General features: G+C 72.3%; 15 protein-coding genes and 1 pseudogene. 7 read left to right on the top strand and 9 right to left on the bottom strand.

Translation table 11 applies throughout. The features are described 5' to 3' along the window. The first annotated feature begins 84 nt into the window (after positions 1-84). Genes galT through galK form a run of 3 tightly spaced genes read left to right on the top strand, consistent with a single transcriptional unit; the run spans position 85 to position 3,274 of the window. Positions 85-1,146, top strand: a complete 1,062-nt coding sequence (galT, locus tag ACGFZL_RS13980) for a galactose-1-phosphate uridylyltransferase (protein ID WP_393691427.1) — start codon at positions 85-87, stop codon at positions 1,144-1,146. Beyond that, positions 1,143-2,111, top strand: a complete 969-nt coding sequence (gene galE, locus ACGFZL_RS13975) for a UDP-glucose 4-epimerase GalE (RefSeq protein ID WP_393691425.1) — start codon at positions 1,143-1,145, stop codon at positions 2,109-2,111. The genes galT and galE overlap by 4 nt, the downstream gene beginning before the upstream one ends. After that, positions 2,111-3,274 carry a galactokinase gene (galK, locus tag ACGFZL_RS13970; protein ID WP_393691423.1) on the top strand — a complete coding sequence of 388 codons (1,164 nt, stop codon included), beginning with the start codon at positions 2,111-2,113 and terminating at the stop codon, positions 3,272-3,274. The genes galE and galK overlap by 1 nt, the downstream gene beginning before the upstream one ends. Here galK and ACGFZL_RS13965 read toward each other — a convergent pair. Next, positions 3,271-3,726 carry a GNAT family N-acetyltransferase gene (locus tag ACGFZL_RS13965; RefSeq protein ID WP_355174216.1) on the bottom strand — a complete coding sequence of 152 codons (456 nt, stop codon included), beginning with the start codon at positions 3,724-3,726 and terminating at the stop codon, positions 3,271-3,273. The two genes, galK and ACGFZL_RS13965, sit on opposite strands and share 4 nt — an antisense overlap. A gap of 115 nt (positions 3,727-3,841) precedes the next feature. On the opposite strand from ACGFZL_RS13965, the gene ACGFZL_RS13960 reads away from it, so the two are divergent. Next, positions 3,842-4,621 (top strand): response regulator transcription factor, encoded by a 780-nt coding sequence (locus ACGFZL_RS13960; RefSeq protein WP_355174218.1) that lies wholly within the window; start codon positions 3,842-3,844, stop codon positions 4,619-4,621. A gap of 15 nt (positions 4,622-4,636) precedes the next feature. Here the strand turns inward: ACGFZL_RS13960 and tamR are convergent, their stop codons facing one another. After that, on the bottom strand, positions 4,637-5,134 hold the full coding sequence (gene tamR / locus ACGFZL_RS13955; RefSeq protein WP_355174220.1) for a MarR family transcriptional regulator TamR: 498 nt from the start codon (positions 5,132-5,134) through the stop codon (positions 4,637-4,639). Positions 5,135-5,223: 89 nt separating this feature from the next. Between tamR and ACGFZL_RS13950 the strand changes: the two genes are divergently transcribed. Both ACGFZL_RS13950 and ACGFZL_RS13945 read left to right on the top strand, forming a co-directional pair. Then, positions 5,224-6,036: a trans-aconitate 2-methyltransferase gene (locus ACGFZL_RS13950; protein WP_393691420.1), complete on the top strand. Its 813-nt coding sequence runs from the start codon at positions 5,224-5,226 to the stop codon at positions 6,034-6,036. A gap of 2 nt (positions 6,037-6,038) precedes the next feature. Continuing rightward, positions 6,039-6,395: pseudogene (locus ACGFZL_RS13945) on the top strand (VOC family protein); the annotation flags it as partial. Between the two features lie 286 nt (positions 6,396-6,681). On the opposite strand, the gene ACGFZL_RS13940 reads toward ACGFZL_RS13945, so the two are convergent. Beyond that, positions 6,682-7,356 (bottom strand): TetR/AcrR family transcriptional regulator, encoded by a 675-nt coding sequence (locus tag ACGFZL_RS13940; RefSeq protein ID WP_355174228.1) that lies wholly within the window; start codon positions 7,354-7,356, stop codon positions 6,682-6,684. Then, a complete protein-coding gene (locus tag ACGFZL_RS13935; protein WP_393691417.1) occupies positions 7,353-8,345 on the bottom strand; it encodes an acyl-CoA desaturase in 993 nt (330 codons plus the stop codon). Before ACGFZL_RS13935 ends, ACGFZL_RS13940 begins: the two co-directional genes overlap by 4 nt. A 232-nt stretch (positions 8,346-8,577) precedes the next feature. On the opposite strand from ACGFZL_RS13935, the gene ppc reads away from it, so the two are divergent. After that, positions 8,578-11,310, top strand: coding sequence for a phosphoenolpyruvate carboxylase (gene ppc, locus ACGFZL_RS13930; RefSeq protein ID WP_393691415.1), 2,733 nt, complete (start codon positions 8,578-8,580; stop codon positions 11,308-11,310). A gap of 69 nt (positions 11,311-11,379) precedes the next feature. On the opposite strand, the gene ACGFZL_RS13925 is transcribed toward ppc, so the two are convergent. From ACGFZL_RS13925 to glmU, 5 genes are all read right to left on the bottom strand, one after another. Next, complete coding sequence (locus ACGFZL_RS13925) at positions 11,380-11,817, bottom strand: hypothetical protein (RefSeq protein ID WP_393691413.1); 438 nt, start codon at positions 11,815-11,817, stop codon at positions 11,380-11,382. 28 nt (positions 11,818-11,845) lie between these two features. After that, the gene (pth, locus tag ACGFZL_RS13920) at positions 11,846-12,448 is read right to left on the bottom strand and encodes an aminoacyl-tRNA hydrolase (protein WP_393691411.1); all 603 of its coding nucleotides are present in this window, start codon (positions 12,446-12,448) and stop codon (positions 11,846-11,848) included. A gap of 83 nt (positions 12,449-12,531) precedes the next feature. After that, positions 12,532-13,152, bottom strand: a complete 621-nt coding sequence (locus tag ACGFZL_RS13915; RefSeq protein WP_393691409.1) for a 50S ribosomal protein L25/general stress protein Ctc — start codon at positions 13,150-13,152, stop codon at positions 12,532-12,534. A 193-nt stretch (positions 13,153-13,345) separates the two neighbouring features. After that, positions 13,346-14,320: a ribose-phosphate diphosphokinase gene (locus ACGFZL_RS13910; RefSeq protein WP_355174239.1), complete on the bottom strand. Its 975-nt coding sequence runs from the start codon at positions 14,318-14,320 to the stop codon at positions 13,346-13,348. A gap of 112 nt (positions 14,321-14,432) precedes the next feature. Then, on the bottom strand, positions 14,433-15,881 hold the full coding sequence (gene glmU, locus ACGFZL_RS13905; RefSeq protein WP_393691406.1) for a bifunctional UDP-N-acetylglucosamine diphosphorylase/glucosamine-1-phosphate N-acetyltransferase GlmU: 1,449 nt from the start codon (positions 15,879-15,881) through the stop codon (positions 14,433-14,435). Positions 15,882-15,976: the final 95 nt, after the last annotated feature.

Here is a 15,976-nt window from a genome sequence, read left to right as displayed (position 1 = left end):
GTGATGCGCGCGGAGGGGTCGGGTTGTGTCGTGTTATGTTTGATTGTGTTGGAGCGCTCACGGTAGGTGCAGAGGAGTCCAGCTGTGAAGAAGACCTCGACCCGACTGGCCGACGGTCGTGAACTCGTCTACTACGACCTGCGCGACGACACCGTGCGCGACGCGGTCGACCGCCGTCCGCTGGAGCGGACGGTGACCACCTCCGAGGTCCGGCGCGACGTGCTGCTCGGCGACTCGATCGCCGTCGCCTCGCACCGCCAGGGCCGGACCTACCACCCGCCGGCCGACGAGTGCCCGCTGTGCCCCTCGCGGGGCGAGCGGCTCAGCGAGATCCCGGACTCCTCGTACGACGTGGTGGTCTTCGAGAACCGCTTCCCCTCGCTGGCCGGCGACTCCGGCCGCTGCGAGGTCGTCTGCTTCACCTCCGACCACGACGCCTCCTTCGCGAGCCTGGGCGAGGAGCAGGCCCGGCTGGTCCTGGACGCCTGGACCGACCGCACGTCCGAGTTGTCCCATCTGCCCTCCGTCGAACAGGTCTTCTGCTTCGAGAACCGTGGCGCCGAGATCGGTGTGACGCTCGGTCACCCCCATGGGCAGATCTACGCCTACCCCTTCACCACCCCTCGCACCGCCCTCATGCTCCGTTCACTTTCCGCACACAAGGAGGCGACCGGCGGGGAGAACCTGTTCGACGCCGTCCTCGCGGAGGAATCCGCCGGTGAGCGGGTCGTCCTGACGGGTGAACACTGGGTCGCCTTCGTGCCGTACGCGGCGCACTGGCCCTACGAGGTGCACCTCTACCCCCGGCGCCGGGTGCCCGACCTGCTCGCCCTGGACGAGGCCGCGCGCGCCGAGTTCCCCCGCGTCTACCTGGAGCTGCTGCGCCGCTTCGACCGGATCTTCGGCGAGCACGAGCCGCCCACGCCGTACATCTCGGCCTGGCACCAGGCGCCGTTCGGCGCGCTGGAGGAGTTCGAGGGCGTCACCCGCGACGACTTCGCGCTGCACCTGGAGCTTTTCACCATCCGCCGCACGTCGGGCAAGCTGAAGTTCCTCGCGGGCTCCGAGTCCGGCATGGGCGTCTTCATCAACGACGTGCCGCCGGAGCGCGCGGCCCAGCGACTTCGAGAGGCAGCTACGGCATGAGCGGCAAGTACCTGGTGACGGGCGGCGCGGGATACGTCGGGAGCGTGGTCGGCCGGCACCTCCTGGAGGCGGGCCACGAGGTGGTCGTCCTCGACAACCTCTCCACCGGCTTCCGCGCCGGCGTCCCCGAGGGCGCCGCCTTCGTCGAGGGCGACATCCGCGACGCCGGCAAGTGGCTCGACGCCTCCTTCGACGGCGTGCTGCACTTCGCCGCGTTCTCGCAGGTCGGCGAGTCGGTGGTCAAGCCCGAGAAGTACTGGGAGAACAACGTCGGCGGCACCATGGCGCTGCTCGGCGCGATGCGCGAGGCCGGCGTGCGCCGCCTGGTCTTCTCCTCCACCGCCGCCACCTACGGCGAGCCGGCCGAGGTGCCCATCCCGGAGACCGCCCCGACGCTGCCGACCAACCCCTACGGCGCCTCCAAGCTCGCCGTCGACCACATGATCACCGGCGAGGCCGCCGCCCACGGGCTCGGCGCGGTCTCGCTGCGCTACTTCAACGTGGCCGGCGCCTACGGCCGCCACGGCGAGCGGCACGACCCCGAGTCGCACCTCATCCCGCTCGTCCTCCAGGTCGCCCAGGGCCGCCGCGACGCCATCTCCGTCTACGGCGACGACTACCCGACCCCGGACGGCACCTGCGTACGCGACTACATCCACGTCGCCGACCTCGCCGAGGCCCACCTCCTCGCGCTGGCCGCCGCCACCCCGGGCGAGCACCTGATCTGCAACCTCGGCAACGGCAACGGCTTCTCCGTCCGCGAGGTCGTCGAGACCGTCCGGCAGGTCACCGGCCACCCCGTCCCCGAGGTGACCGCCCCGCGCCGGCCCGGCGACCCGGCGGCCCTGGTCGCCTCCGCGGCCACCGCCCGCGACAAGCTCGGCTGGAACCCGTCCCGCGCGGACCTCGCGGGTATCGTCGCGGACGCCTGGGAGTTCGCGCAGCACATCGCAAGGGAGCAGTAGTGGGGGCAGCAGCACAGGAGCAGGTCCGAGGCGGCTTCACCGCGCGCTACGGCGCCGAGCCGGACGGGATCTGGGCGGCGCCGGGCCGCGTCAACCTCATCGGCGAGCACACCGACTACAACGACGGCTTCGTGATGCCCTTCGCGCTGCCGCACCAGGCGGTCGCCGCCGTCTCCCGCCGGGCCGACGGCGTGCTGCGCCTGCACTCGGCGGACATCGGCGGCGACCCCGTCGAACTGCGCGTCGCCGACCTGGCGCCCGAGTCGGACCGGTCCTGGACGGCGTACCCGTCCGGCGTGGTCTGGGCGCTGCGCGAGGCCGGGCACGAGATCACCGGCGCCGACGTCCACCTCGCCTCCACCGTGCCCTCGGGCGCCGGCCTGTCCTCCTCGGCGGCCCTGGAGGTCGTCGTCGCCCTCGCCCTCAACGACCTCTACGGGCTCGGGCTGCGCGGCCGGCAGCTGGCACGGCTGTGCCAGCGCGCGGAGAACGTCTACGTCGGCGCGCCGGTCGGCATCATGGACCAGACCGCCGCCGCCTGCTGCGAGGCCGGGCACGCGCTGTTCCTCGACACCCGCGACCTCGCCCAGCGGCAGATCCCCTTCGACCTGGCCGCCGAGGGCATGCGCCTGCTGGTGGTCGACACGCAGGTCAAGCACTCCCACAGCGAGGGCGAGTACGGCAAGCGCCGGGCCGGCTGCGAGCGGGGCGCCGCCCTGCTCGGCGTCGCCGCGCTGCGCGACGTGGCCGTCGACGAGCTGGACGCGGCCCTGGAACGCCTCGCCGACGACGAGGAGGCCCAGCGCCTGGTCCGGCACATCGTCACCGAGAACGCCCGCGTCGAGCGGGTGGTGGCGCTCCTGGAGGCCGGCGACACCCGCGCCATCGGCCCGGTCCTCGTCGCGGGCCACGCCTCCCTGCGCGACGACTTCCGCATCTCCTGCCCCGAGTTGGACCTGGTCGTGGACACCGCCCTGGCGAGCGGCGCGCTCGGCGCCCGGATGACCGGCGGCGGCTTCGGCGGCTCGGCGATCGTGCTGGTCGAGGCGGCCGACGTGGACGGCGTGACGAAGGCGGTGGAGGGCGCCTTCGCGGACGCCGGGTTCACCGCCCCGCGCGTGTTCGAGGCGGTCCCGTCGGCAGGGGCGCGGCGGCTCGCCTAGGCGAGCACTTTGACGAGGGTGTACTCGGTGATCCCCGGCGGATAGTCGGGGATCACGCACACCGTCTCGTAGCCCTGGCGGAGGTAGAAGCCGGGCGCCTGGAAGTCCCACGTCTCCACCCGCGAGCGCGCGCAGCCGCGCTCCGCGCGGGCGGTGCGCTCCGCCTCGGCGAGCAGCGCCGCCCCGAGGCCCGCGCCGCGGTGCCGCTCGTCCACCCACAGGTAGGTGACGTGCAGCCACCCCGCCCAGGTGTGGCCGACCAGGCCGCCGGCGAGGGCGCCGGCCTCGTCCGACGCCCAGACGTGCAGCGGCGATTCGCGTTCGTGAGGGGTCCCGCGCAGCGCGCGCAGCACCGGCGAGGCCGCCGTGTTCGCCTCGCGCAGCCGCCTGTGCAGCAGACCGCGCCGCTCCTTGTCCACTTCGGTCACCAGACGAAACATGCGGCACACCATAAACGGCCCGTGAGGTCAGTTCTGCAAAGGCCCTTCCGCTCCGGGCGCCCGTCCGTACTCTGATGGGCAGCACCGGGGGTGTCCCCTGCCTCGGGACCCCGGGCAAGGGGGTTTCATGGTGCGCATCCGGGTGCTGGTCGTGGACGACCACCGCATCTTCGCCGAGTCGCTCGCCGCCGCGCTGGCCGCCGAGCCCGACGTCGACGTCTCCGCCGCGGGCAGCGGCCCGGCCGCCCTGCGCTGCCTGGAGCGGGCCGCGGTCGAGGGGCGGCGCTACGACGTCCTGCTCGTCGACGCCGACCTGGGCGGGCAGGTGCCCGCGCCCCGGGCGGCGGTGCCGGTGCGCCGCGGTGACGAGGACGGCCTGGTGGACGGGCTCGCCCTGGTCACCGGGGTGCGGGCCGCGCAGCCGACGGTGCGGATCGTCGTCCTCGCCGAGAAGGACGACCCGCGGCGGGCGGCGCTGGCGCTGCAGGCGGGGGCGTCGGGGTGGGTGGCGAAGGACTGCTCGCTGTCCCGGCTGCTCAGCGTCATCCGAGGGGTGCTGCGCGACGAGACGCATCTGCCGCCGGCCCTGCTGACCGGCGTGCTGCGGGAGCTGACCGCGGCGCGGCGGCACCGCACCGAGAGCGAGCGGCTGGTGGAGTCGCTCACGCCGAGGGAGCGCGAGGTGCTGCGCTGCATGGTCGCCGGGCTCGGCCGCAAGGCCGTCGCCGAGCGGCTGTTCCTCTCCCCGCACACGGTGCGCACCCATATGCAGAACGTCCTCGGCAAGCTGGGCGTCCACTCCACCCTGGCCGCGGTGGCGCTGGCGCGCCGGGCGGGGGTCGGGCCGGTGGACGTGGAGCCGGCGGCGCGGCTGGCGCCGGAGCGGAGCGACAGCGCGAGCGCCTGAGCCGCGCCGGCCTGCTCAGCCGGGGATGTTGTCGAACGGGGCCGTCAACTGGCGCAGCAGCGCGGCCAGTTCGCTGCGCTGGGCGCGGGACAGCTCCGCCAGGATCGCGCGCTCCTGGTCGAGCAGGCCGGCCAGTGCCTGGTCGGCGCGGTCGCGGCCCTCGTCGGTGAGGCGGACCAGCACGCCGCGCCGGTCGCTGGGGTCGGGCAGCCGGCCGACCAGGCCCTTCTTGGCCAGGCGGTCGATGCGGTTGGTCATGGTGCCGGAGGTGACCAGGGTCTGGGTGAGCAGCTGTCCCGGGGAGAGCTGGTAGGGGGTGCCGGCGCGGCGCAGCGCGGTCAGCACGTCGAACTCCCAGGGCTCCAACTGGTGCTCGGCGAAGGCGAGCCGGCGCGCGCGGTCCAGGTGCCGGGCGAGGCGGCTCACCCGGCTCAGCACTTCCAGCGGCTCCACGTCGAGGTCGGGGCGCTCCCGGCGCCACGCTGCGACCAGCCGATCGACCTCGTCCTCCATGGCGATCAGTGTAGTGGTTGTGTCGACATGAAGTCTCTTGACGTCGACTCTCTTGACGTCAAGAGACTTTGGGAGGGATGGTGGGACGTATGACGCAGCCCACCTGGGACCCCGCCCAGTACCTCCGCCACGCCGGCCACCGGGCCCGCCCCTTCGCCGACCTCCTCGCCCGGATCCCCGACCTCCCCGCGGACCGGCCCCGCGTCGCCGACCTCGGCTGCGGCCCCGGCAACGTCACCGCCCTGCTCACCGAGCGCTGGCCCACCGCCCACGTCACCGGCTACGACAACTCGCCCGAGATGCTCGACCAGGCCCACGTCGACCACGAGGGCCCCACCCCGGGCGGCGGCCGGCTCGACTTCGCCCCGGCCGACCTGCGCACCTGGGCCCCCGACGAGCCCTACGACCTGCTCGTCTCCAACGCCACCCTCCAGTGGGTGCCCTCCCACGCCGACCGCCTCCCCGACTGGCTGGCGGCCCTGCCCCCCGGCGGCGTCCTCGCCTTCCAGGTCCCCGGCAACTTCGACGCCCCCAGCCACCGCCTGATGCGCGAACTGGCCGGCTCCCCGCGCTGGGCCGACCGCCTCGCCGGCACCCTGCGCCACGCCGACGCCGTCCTGGCCCCCGCCGACTACCTCGCCCACCTCACCGCCGCCGGCTGCGCGGCCGACGTCTGGGAGACGACGTACCTCCACCTCCTCCCCGGCGAGGACCCGGTCCTCGACTGGGTCAAGGGCACAGGGCTGCGCCCCGTCCTCACCGCCCTCGCCGACGACCCGGAGTCCCGCGACGCCTTCCTCGCCGAGTACCGCACCCTGCTCCGCGCGGCATACCCGGCGGGCCCGCACGGCACGGTGTTCCCGTTCCGCCGCGTGTTCGCGGTGGCCGCGAAGGAGACCTGAGCATGCTGATCGCCCTCGACCACGTCCAGCTGGCCGCCCCGCCCGGCTCGGAGCCCGCGCTGCGCGCCTTCTACACCGGCGTCCTCGGCATGACCGAGGTCCCCAAACCCGCGCCGCTCGCGGCCCGCGGCGGCTGCTGGTTCGAGGCCGGCTCCGTCCGGCTGCACGTGGGCGTGGAAGCCGACTTCCGGCCCGCCCGCAAGGCCCACCCGGGCCTCAGGGTCCGGGGCATCGCGGCGTACGCGGCCCGTCTCACCGCCGCCGGCACCCACGTCACCTGGGACGACGCCCTGCCCGACCACGCCCGCTTCTACGCCGCCGACCCGGTCGGCAACCGCCTGGAGTTCCTGGAGCCGCTGCCGGACCGGCGGCCATGGGTCAGTCAGGGCCGCCCGGACTCCGGCCCGGCGCACCCCTCCGCGCTCTGCCTTCGCCGTTCCGCCAGGGCGATGGCGGCCTTCAGGTCGGCGATCACCCGCGGCGACACCAGCAGTGCCGCCACCTGGCCGTGGTCGACGAGGGCGATGGGCTCGCGGTCGCGGGTGGCGCGGTCGATCAGCTCGTCCAGCTGCGGGGCGGCGACATCGACGGGAATCGTGAGCATGCCCCCATGGTGGCGCAGGACCCCCGCCGCGCGCCCGGCGTTCAACTCTTCCGGTGCCCGATCAGCCGCGGCTTCGCCTCCAGGCCGTCCAGGCCGTGCCAGGCCAGGTTGACCAGGTGGGCGGCGACCTCGGCCTTCTTCGGGCGGCGGACGTCGAGCCACCACTGGCCGGTCAGGGCGACCATGCCGACCAGGGCCTGCGCGTAGAGGGGGGCCAGCTTGGCGTCGAAGCCGCGGTTCTTGAACTCGCGGCCCAGGATGTCCTCCACCTGGGTGGCGATGTCCGAGATGAGCGAGGCGAACGTGCCCGTCGACTGCGGGATGGGGGAGTCCCGGACGAGGATGCGGAAGCCGTCCGTGTACTCCTCGATGTAGTCGAGGAGCGCGAAGGCCGCCTGCTCGCACAGCTCGCGCGGGTGGCCGGCGGTGAGGGAGCCGGTCACCATGTCCAGGAGCCGGCGCATCTCGCGGTCCACGACCACCGCGTACAGCCCCTCCTTGCCCCCGAAGTGCTCGTACACCACCGGCTTGGACACCCCGGCCTTCGCCGCGATCTCCTCCACCGACGTGCCCTCGAACCCCTTCTCGGCGAAGAGGGTGCGACCGATCTCCAGCAGTTGCTGGCGGCGCTCCGCACCGGTCATCCGGGTGCGGCGCGCGCGCCGGGGCTTGTCGTTGCCGGGGGTGCTGGAGTCGGTCGCCACGGCGACCATCATGCCGCCTCGGCGGTTTCCTTCCGGCGGCGGGAGTCCCCGGCCTCGGTGTTGCGCCGCGAGTCGAGCCGCGAGGCCGACGGCCACCGCACGTCGTACGCCCAGCCCAGCTGCTCGCACCAGCGGATGATCCGCGCCGAGGAGTCCAGCTGCCCGCGCATCACACCGTGTCGCGCGGAGGTCGGGTCGGCGTGGTGCAGGTTGTGCCAGGACTCGCCGCAGGACAGGATCGCCAGCCACCACACGTTGCCCGAGCGGTCCCGGGACTTGAACGGCCGCTTGCCCACCGCGTGGCAGATCGAGTTGATCGACCACGTCACGTGGTGCAGCAGCGCCACCCGGACGAGCGACCCCCAGAAGAACCCGGTGAACGCGCCCCACCAGGACATCGTCGCCAGCCCGCCGATCAGCGCCGGCAGCGCGAGCGACACCAGCGTCCACATCGCGAACTGCCGGGAGATCGCCCGCAGCGCAGGGTCCTTGATCAGGTCGGGCGCGTACTTCTCCTGCGAGGTCTGCTCCTCGTCGAACATCCAGGCGATGTGGGCCCACCACAGGCCCTTCATCAGGGCCGGCACCGTCTCCCCGTACTTCCACGGCGAGTGGGGGTCGCCCTCGGCGTCGGAGAACTTGTGGTGCTTGCGGTGGTCGGCCACCCAGCGCACCAGCGGCCCCTCCACCGCCATCGACCCCGCGATCGCCAGCGCGATCTTCAACGGCCGCTTCGCCTTGAAGGAGCCGTGCGTGAAGTGCCGGTGGAAACCGATGGTGATGCCGTGGCAGCCCAGGAAGTAGAAGAAGACCAGCAGGCCGAGGTCCAGCCACGTCACGCCCCAGCCCCAGGTCAGCGGCACGGCCGCCAGCAGGGCCAGGAACGGCACGACGATGAACGCCAGCAGGGCCAGCTGCTCCACCGACCGCTTCTTCTCACCGCCCAGCGTGGCGGAGGACGCCTGCTCGGCGTCCTGGATCACATCGGAACTCGTGGTCATGCGGTCCCCTGTGGGGTCGAGGGTGATGGCCGGTGCCGTAGGTCCGGAAACGCACCATTGCTACGGGTCCGTAACCTACGGCGTCGTAAGTATGGCAGCGCCTCGCGCGGCGGCAAGAGCCCGAGAGCCTGCGCGTGCCGCCCGACACCTATCCTGGTACCGGTCGGACAGCGCGGTCCGCTCTCAATGTTCCCCTCCCGGACGAGCTTCAACACTGCAAGGAGCCGCACCTGTGAGCAGTGCCGACGACCAGAGCACGACCACCAGCACCGAGCTGCGGGCCGACATCCGCCGCCTCGGCGACCTCCTCGGCGAGACCCTCGTCCGCCAGGAGGGCCCCGAGCTGCTGGAACTCGTCGAGAAGGTACGCCGCCTCACCCGCGAGGACGGCGACGCCGCAGCCGAGCTGCTGCGCGGCACGGAGCTGGAGACCGCGGCCAAGCTGGTCCGCGCCTTCTCCACCTACTTCCACCTCGCCAACGTCACCGAGCAGGTCCACCGCGGTCGCGAGCTGCGCGCCCGCCGCGCCGCCGAGGGCGGCCTGCTGGCCCGCACCGCGGACCGCCTGAAGGACGCCGATCCCGAGCACCTGCGCGACACCGTCCGCAACCTCAACGTCCGGCCGGTCTTCACCGCCCACCCCACCGAGGCCGCCCGCCGCTCCGTCCTCAACAAGCTGCGCCGCATCGCCGCCCTCCTGGACACCCCCGTCCTCGCCTCCGACCGGCGCCGCCTGGACACCCGCCTCGCCGAGAACATCGACCTCGTCTGGCAGACCGACGAACTGCGCGTGGTCCGCCCCGAGCCCGCCGACGAGGCCCGCAACGCCATCTACTACCTGGACGAGCTGCACGCCGGCGCCGTCGGCGACGTCCTGGAGGACCTCACCGCCGAACTCCAGCGGGCCGGCGTCGACCTCCCCGACGACACCCGCCCCCTCACCTTCGGCACCTGGATCGGCGGCGACCGCGACGGCAACCCGAACGTCACCCCCCAGGTCACCTGGGACGTCCTGATCCTCCAGCACGAGCACGGCATCAACGACGCCCTGGACATGATCGACGAGCTGCGCGGCTTCCTGTCGAACTCCATCCGCTACGCGGGCGCCACCGAGGAACTCCTCACCTCGCTGAAGGCCGACCTCGACCGGCTCCCCGAGATCAGCCCCCGCTACAAGCGGCTCAACGCCGAGGAGCCCTACCGGCTCAAGGCCACCTGCATCCGGCAGAAGCTGGAGAACACCAAGCAGCGCCTCGCCAACTCCACCGGCCACGAACCCGGCCGCGACTACCTCGGCACCGCCCAGCTCCTCGACGACCTGCGCATCGTGCAGACCTCGCTGCGCGAGCACCGCGGCGCCCTCTTCGCCGACGGCCGCCTCGCCCGCACCATCCGCACCCTGGCCGCCTTCGGCCTCCAGCTCGCCACCATGGACGTCCGCGAACACGCCGACGCCCACCACCACGCCCTCGGCCAGCTCTTCGACCGGCTCGGCGAGGAGTCCTGGCGCTACGCCGACATGCCCCGCGAGTACCGCGCCAAGCTCCTCGCGAAGGAGCTGCGCTCCCGGCGGCCCCTCGCCCCCACCCCGGCGCCCGTCGACGCGGCCGGCGAGAAGACCCTCGGCGTCTTCCAGACCGTGCGCCGCGCCCTGGAGGTCTTCGGGCCCGAGGTCATCGAGTCGTACATCATCTCCATGTGCCAGGGCGCCGACGACGTCTTCGCCGCCGCCGTCCTCGCCCGCGAGGCCGGCCTGCTCGACCTGCACGCCGGCTGGGCGAAGATCGGCATCGTGCCGCTCCTGGAGACCACCGACGAGCTGAAGGCCGCCGACACCATCCTGGAGGACCTCCTCTCCGACCCCTCCTACCGGCGCCTGGTCGCCCTGCGCGGCGACGTCCAGGAGGTCATGCTCGGCTACTCCGACTCCTCCAAGTTCGGCGGCATCACCACCAGCCAGTGGGAGATCCACCGCGCCCAGCGCCGGCTGCGCGACGTCGCCCACCGCTACGGCGTACGCCTGCGCCTCTTCCACGGCCGCGGCGGCACCGTCGGCCGCGGCGGCGGCCCCTCGCACGACGCGATCCTCGCCCAGCCCTGGGGCACCCTGGAGGGCGAGATCAAGGTGACCGAGCAGGGCGAGGTCATCTCCGACAAGTACCTCATCCCCTCCCTCGCCCGGGAGAACCTGGAGCTGACGGTCGCCGCCACCCTCCAGGCGTCCGCCCTGCACACCGCGCCCCGCCAGTCCGACGAGGCGCTCGCCCGCTGGGACGCCGCGATGGACACCGTCTCCGACGCCGCCCACGCCGCCTACCGCCGGCTCGTCGAGGACCCCGACCTGCCGACCTACTTCCTCGCCTCCACCCCGGTCGACCAGCTCGCCGAGCTGCACCTGGGCTCGCGGCCCTCCCGCCGCCCCGGCTCCGGCGTCTCGCTCGACGGGCTGCGCGCGATCCCGTGGGTGTTCGGCTGGACCCAGTCCCGGCAGATCGTGCCCGGCTGGTTCGGCGTCGGCTCCGGGCTCAAGGCGCTGCGCGAGACCGGTCTGGACACGGTGCTCGGCGAGATGCACGAGCAGTGGCACTTCTTCCGCAACTTCGTCTCCAACGTGGAGATGACCCTCGCCAAGACCGACCTGCGCATCGCCCAGCACTACGTCGACACCCTCGTGCCGGACGAGCTGAAGCACGTCTTCGAGGCAATCAAGGCCGAGCACGCCCTCACCGTCGCGGAGATCCTGCGCATCACCGGCGAGGCCGAACTGCTCGACGCTCAGCCCGACCTGAAGCAGACGTTCGCGATCCGGGACGCGTATCTCGACCCGATCTCCTACCTCCAGGTCGCCCTGCTGGGGCGGCAGCGTGAGGCCGCGGCGGCGGGGGACGAGGCGGATCCGCTGCTGGCGCGGGCGCTGCTGCTGACCGTCAACGGGGTTGCCGCGGGGCTGCGCAACACCGGCTGACGTCTTCGAAAGGTGCCCCGGGCTCCGAGGGGGCTCGGGGCACCGGCATTTCCTGTGCGGGGCGGCGGGTCACACCGCCAGGAACGCTGCCGTCAGCAACGCCATACCCGTGCCGGCCAGGGCCCAGCCCGCTCGGACGCGGCGCATGCCGCCGGCCACGACCACCGACGCGAGGAGGAGTGCGCCGCCCAGGGGGACCCACGCGTAGAGGATGCCGGAGGGGCCCGAGCGGACCGCCTCGTCGGTGCCGGGCTTGATGATCACCGCGTAGGTGTGGCCCTCCGAGACGGCCACGGTGTCCTTCAGGACGATGCCGCCCCGGGGCGGCGCCCCCTGCGTCAGCGTGCCGGAGCACGTGCCGCCCGCGCAGCGGGTCACCTCGACCGTGCCGCGCTCGCGGCCCTTGGTCAGCAGCACGTGCTGGGCCGTCCCCCAGGACGCCCACACGCCGGCTATCAGGATCAGCACCGCCACCGCCCCCATCGCGGTGACTCTTCCAAAGCGCATGGCCGGGATCATAAACGGTCGGGAGCGATCAGGAGTTGTACGAACTCTGCGCCCGCTCCAGGCCGTCCACCACCAGGCACTCCACCGCGTCCGCCGCCCGGTCCACGAAATAGTCCAGCTCCTTGCGCTCGGCGCCGGAGAAGTCCTTCAGCACGAAGTCCGCCACCTGCATCCGCCCCGGCGGCCGGCCGATCCCGAACCGCACCCGGTGGTACTCCGCGCCCATCGCCTTCGTCATCGACTTCAGCCCGTTGTGCCCGTTGTCCCCGCCGCCCAGCTTCAGCCGCAGCACCCCGTAGTCGATGTCCAGCTCGTCATGGACCGCCACGACATGCGCGAGGGGCACCTTGTAGAAGTCCCGCAGCGCGTTCAGCGGCCCGCCCGACAGGTTCATGTACGACATCGGCTTCGCCAGCACCACCCGCCGGCTGCCCGGACCCGGCGGACCGATCCGGCCCTCCACCACCTGCGCCTGCGCCTTGCCGTGCCGCTTGAACCGCCCACCGATCCGCTCCGCCAGCAGATCCGCCACCATGAACCCCACGTTGTGCCGGTTCATCTCGTACCCCGGACCCGGATTGCCGAGCCCCGCGATCAACCAGGGAGCGCCCGCGTCGGTCGTCACGTCCATGTCTCCTCCACCTCAGCCACCGTCAGCGCATACGCGTCGGCCGCCGCCCCACAGCGGGGACGGCGGCCGGCGAACCCTCGGGCTCAGGCCTCCGCGGCGGCCTCGTCGCCCTCGGCGGCGGCCTCGGTACCCTCGGCCTCCTCCTCGGCGGGCTCCTCCTCGACCTGCGCGGTCACGATCTGGATGACGGTGGTGTCGTCCTCGACCGTCAGCGTGACACCCTTCGGCAGCTCGATGTCCTTGGCCAGGACGGAGGCGCCGGCCTCCAGACCCTCGACCGACACCGTCACGGACTCGGGGATGTGCGTGGCCTCGGCCTCGACCGGCAGCGCGGCCAGCACGTGCTCGAGCAGGAAGCCACCCGGCGCCAGGTCGCCCTCGGTGTGCACCGGGACCTCGACCTGGACCTTCTCGCCGCGCTTGACCAGCAGCAGGTCGACGTGCTCCAGGAAGCCCTTGATCGGGTCACGGGTGACCGACTTCGGGATCGCCAGCTCGTTGGTCTTGCCGTCGACGTTCAGCGCGATCAGCACGTTCGGCGTACGCAGCGCCATCAGCAGCTCGTGGCCCGGCAGGGTCAGGTGCAGCGGGTCGCTGCCGTGACCGTAGAGCACACCGGGAACCTTGTCGTCACGACGGATACGGCGGGCGGCGCCCTTGCCGAACTCGGTACGCGACTCGGCGGAGATCTTCACCTCGGACATGATCACTCCTCGTAGAGGTAGGTACGGACGTGGTCACCCGGCCACGAACGGCCTGCTACGAAGAGCGCGTCGATAACGGAGCACCAGACCCGTGAACACACGAGTGCGGCCTCCCTCGCCGAGCAACTCGGGAAGTGTACTCGGCAGGGGAGGCCGCACCCAAAACGATCTACAGCAGCAGGGCGCAGGACCTCTACTGCTCGTCGAACAGGCTCGTCACCGAGCCGTCCTCGAACACCTCGCGCACCGCGCGCGCGATCGTCGGCGCGATCGGCAGCACCGTGATCTTGTCCAGCTCCAGCTCCTTCGGCGTCGGCAGCGTGTCCGTGAACACGAACTCGCTCACCTTGGAGTTCTTCAGCCGGTCCGCCGCCGGACCCGACAGCACACCGTGCGTCGCCGTCACGATGACGTCCTCCGCACCGTGCGCGAACAACGCGTCCGCCGCCGCGCAGATCGTGCCGCCCGTGTCGATCATGTCGTCCACCAGGACGCAGATCCGGCCCTTCACATCACCGACGACCTCGTGCACCGTCACCTGGTTCGCGACGTCCTTGTCCCGCCGCTTGTGCACGATCGCCAGCGGCGCGCCCAGCCGGTCGCACCACCGGTCCGCCACCCGCACCCGGCCCGCGTCCGGCGAGACCACCGTCAGCTTCGACCGGTCCACCTTCGCGCCCACATAGTCCGCGAGCAGCGGCAGCGCGAACAGATGGTCGACGGGGCCGTCGAAGAAGCCCTGGATCTGGTCCGTGTGCAGATCGACCGCGAGGATCCGGTCCGCGCCCGCCGTCTTCATCAGATCCGCGATCAGCCGCGCCGAGATCGGTTCACGACCCCGGTGCTTCTTGTCCTGCCGCGCGTAACCGTAGAACGGCACGATGACCGTGATCGAGCGCGCCGACGCACGCTTCAACGCGTCGATCATGATCAGCTGCTCCATGACCCACTTGTTGATCGGGGCCGTGTGGCTCTGGATCAGGAAGCAGTCCGCACCACGCGCCGACTCCTGATACCGCACATAGATCTCGCCGTTGGCGAAGTCGAACGCCTTCGTCGGGACGACTTCGATACCCAGCGCGTGGGCGACCTCCTCGGCAAGCTCGGGGTGGGCGCGGCCGGAGAAGAACATCAGCTTCTTCTCGCCGGTCGTCTTGATCCCGGTCACAGCACGTTCTCCTCAGAGGTTGCACGGCTCAGCCAGGTGGCGCGGCTGGGCCGGTTGGGGTGCGGATGTGCACTTATCACGGTACGCCCCCGTCGGCGCACCCGAACGCCGGTCAGCCCTCGCCACCGGCCTCCCGGGACACCGCCTCGGCCGCCTTCGCCGCCGCGCTCCCCGGACGCTTACGGGCCACCCAGCCCTCGATATTCCGCTGCTGGCCACGGGCCACGGCCAGCGAACCCGCCGGCACATCCTTCGTGATCACCGAGCCCGCGGCGGTGTAGGCGCCGTCCCCGACCGTGACAGGAGCCACAAACATGTTGTCCGAACCGGTACGGCAGTGCGAGCCCACCGTGGTGTGGTGCTTCTCCTGGCCGTCGTAGTTCACGAACACGCTCGCCGCGCCGATGTTGCTGTACTCGCCGATCGTCGCGTCCCCCACATAGGAGAGATGCGGGATCTTCGTGCCCTCACCGACGGTCGCGTTCTTCGTCTCCACATACGTGCCGACCTTCGCCTTCAGCCCGAGGCGCGAACCCGGCCGCAGATACGCGAACGGGCCCACCGACGCCTGCGGGCCGACCTCGGCGCCCATCGCGACCGTGTTGTCCACGCGGGCGCCCTCACCGACCCGGGTGTCCGTCAGCCGCGAGTTCGGGCCGACCTCCGCGCCCTCCGCCAGATGCGTCGCGCCGTGCAACTGCGTACCCGGGTGCACGATCGCGTCCCGCTCGAACGTCACCGTCACGTCCACCCACGTCGACGCCGGATCCACCACCGTCACGCCGGCCAGCATCGCCGCCTCCAGCAGCCGGTCGTTCAGCGTCCGGCGCGCCTCGGCCAGCTGCACCCGGTTGTTGATCCCGGCGATCTCCCGGTGATCGGCCGCCACCGAGGCCCCGACCCGGTGACCGGCCTCCCGCAGGATGCCGAGCACGTCCGTCAGATACTCCTCGCCCTGGCTGTTGTCGGTGCGCACCTTGCCCAGCGCCTCCGCCAGCAGGCGGCCGTCGAACGCGAACACGCCCGAGTTGATCTCCCGGATGCCGCGCTGCGCCTCGTCGGCGTCCTTGTGCTCCACGATCGCGGTCACCGCGCCGGTCGCACCGTCCCGCACGATCCGGCCGTACCCCGTCGCGTCCGGCACCTCGGCCGTCAGCACCGTCACGGCGTTGCCGTCTCCGGTGTGCGTCCCGGCGAGGGCGGCCAGCGTGGCGCCGGTCAGCAGCGGAGTGTCCCCGCACACGACCACGACGGTCCCGTCCACGCCGCCGCCGAGGGCCTCCAGGCCCATCCGGACGGCGTGCCCCGTGCCGTTCTGCTGCTCCTGCACGGCGGTGCGCGCCTCGGGGGCGACCTCGGCGAGATGCGCGGTCACCTTCTCGCGCGCGTGCCCCACGACGACGACCAGGTTCTCGGGCGCCAGCTCACCGGCGGCGGCCAGCACATGCCCGACGAGGGAACGCCCGCACAGCTCGTGCAGGACCTTGGGGGTGGCCGACCTCATACGGGTGCCCTCACCCGCGGCGAGTACGACGACGGCGGCCGGGCGAATGGCGCTCACGGGATGCCCTTCGGCTTTGAGGGGTGGACATCCGCAGGATACCGGGGGCGTTACCGGGCCGGTACGCGTGCGGGTCCCCACCGGGGGTGATGCCG

It is taken from the genome of Streptomyces sp. NPDC048182 (genome assembly GCF_043202555.1).
GTDB lineage: Bacteria > Actinomycetota > Actinomycetes > Streptomycetales > Streptomycetaceae > Streptomyces.
The sequence above is the reverse complement of the archived record's forward strand: the minus strand, read 5'-3'. Positions and strand labels throughout refer to the sequence as shown.

Coding starts and splice junctions, on each gene's coding strand:
- galE (WP_393691425.1), top strand. CDS start 1,143: ATGAGCGGCAAGTACCTGGTGACGGGCGGCGCGGGATACGTCGGGAGC.
- ACGFZL_RS13965 (WP_355174216.1), bottom strand. CDS start 3,726: ATGGTGTGCCGCATGTTTCGTCTGGTGACCGAAGTGGACAAGGAGCGG.
- ACGFZL_RS13960 (WP_355174218.1), top strand. CDS start 3,842: ATGGTGCGCATCCGGGTGCTGGTCGTGGACGACCACCGCATCTTCGCC.
- tamR (WP_355174220.1), bottom strand. CDS start 5,134: ATGGAGGACGAGGTCGATCGGCTGGTCGCAGCGTGGCGCCGGGAGCGC.
- ACGFZL_RS13950 (WP_393691420.1), top strand. CDS start 5,224: ATGACGCAGCCCACCTGGGACCCCGCCCAGTACCTCCGCCACGCCGGC.
- ACGFZL_RS13940 (WP_355174228.1), bottom strand. CDS start 7,356: ATGATGGTCGCCGTGGCGACCGACTCCAGCACCCCCGGCAACGACAAG.
- ACGFZL_RS13935 (WP_393691417.1), bottom strand. CDS start 8,345: ATGACCACGAGTTCCGATGTGATCCAGGACGCCGAGCAGGCGTCCTCC.
- ACGFZL_RS13925 (WP_393691413.1), bottom strand. CDS start 11,817: ATGCGCTTTGGAAGAGTCACCGCGATGGGGGCGGTGGCGGTGCTGATC.
- pth (WP_393691411.1), bottom strand. CDS start 12,448: ATGGACGTGACGACCGACGCGGGCGCTCCCTGGTTGATCGCGGGGCTC.
- ACGFZL_RS13915 (WP_393691409.1), bottom strand. CDS start 13,152: ATGTCCGAGGTGAAGATCTCCGCCGAGTCGCGTACCGAGTTCGGCAAG.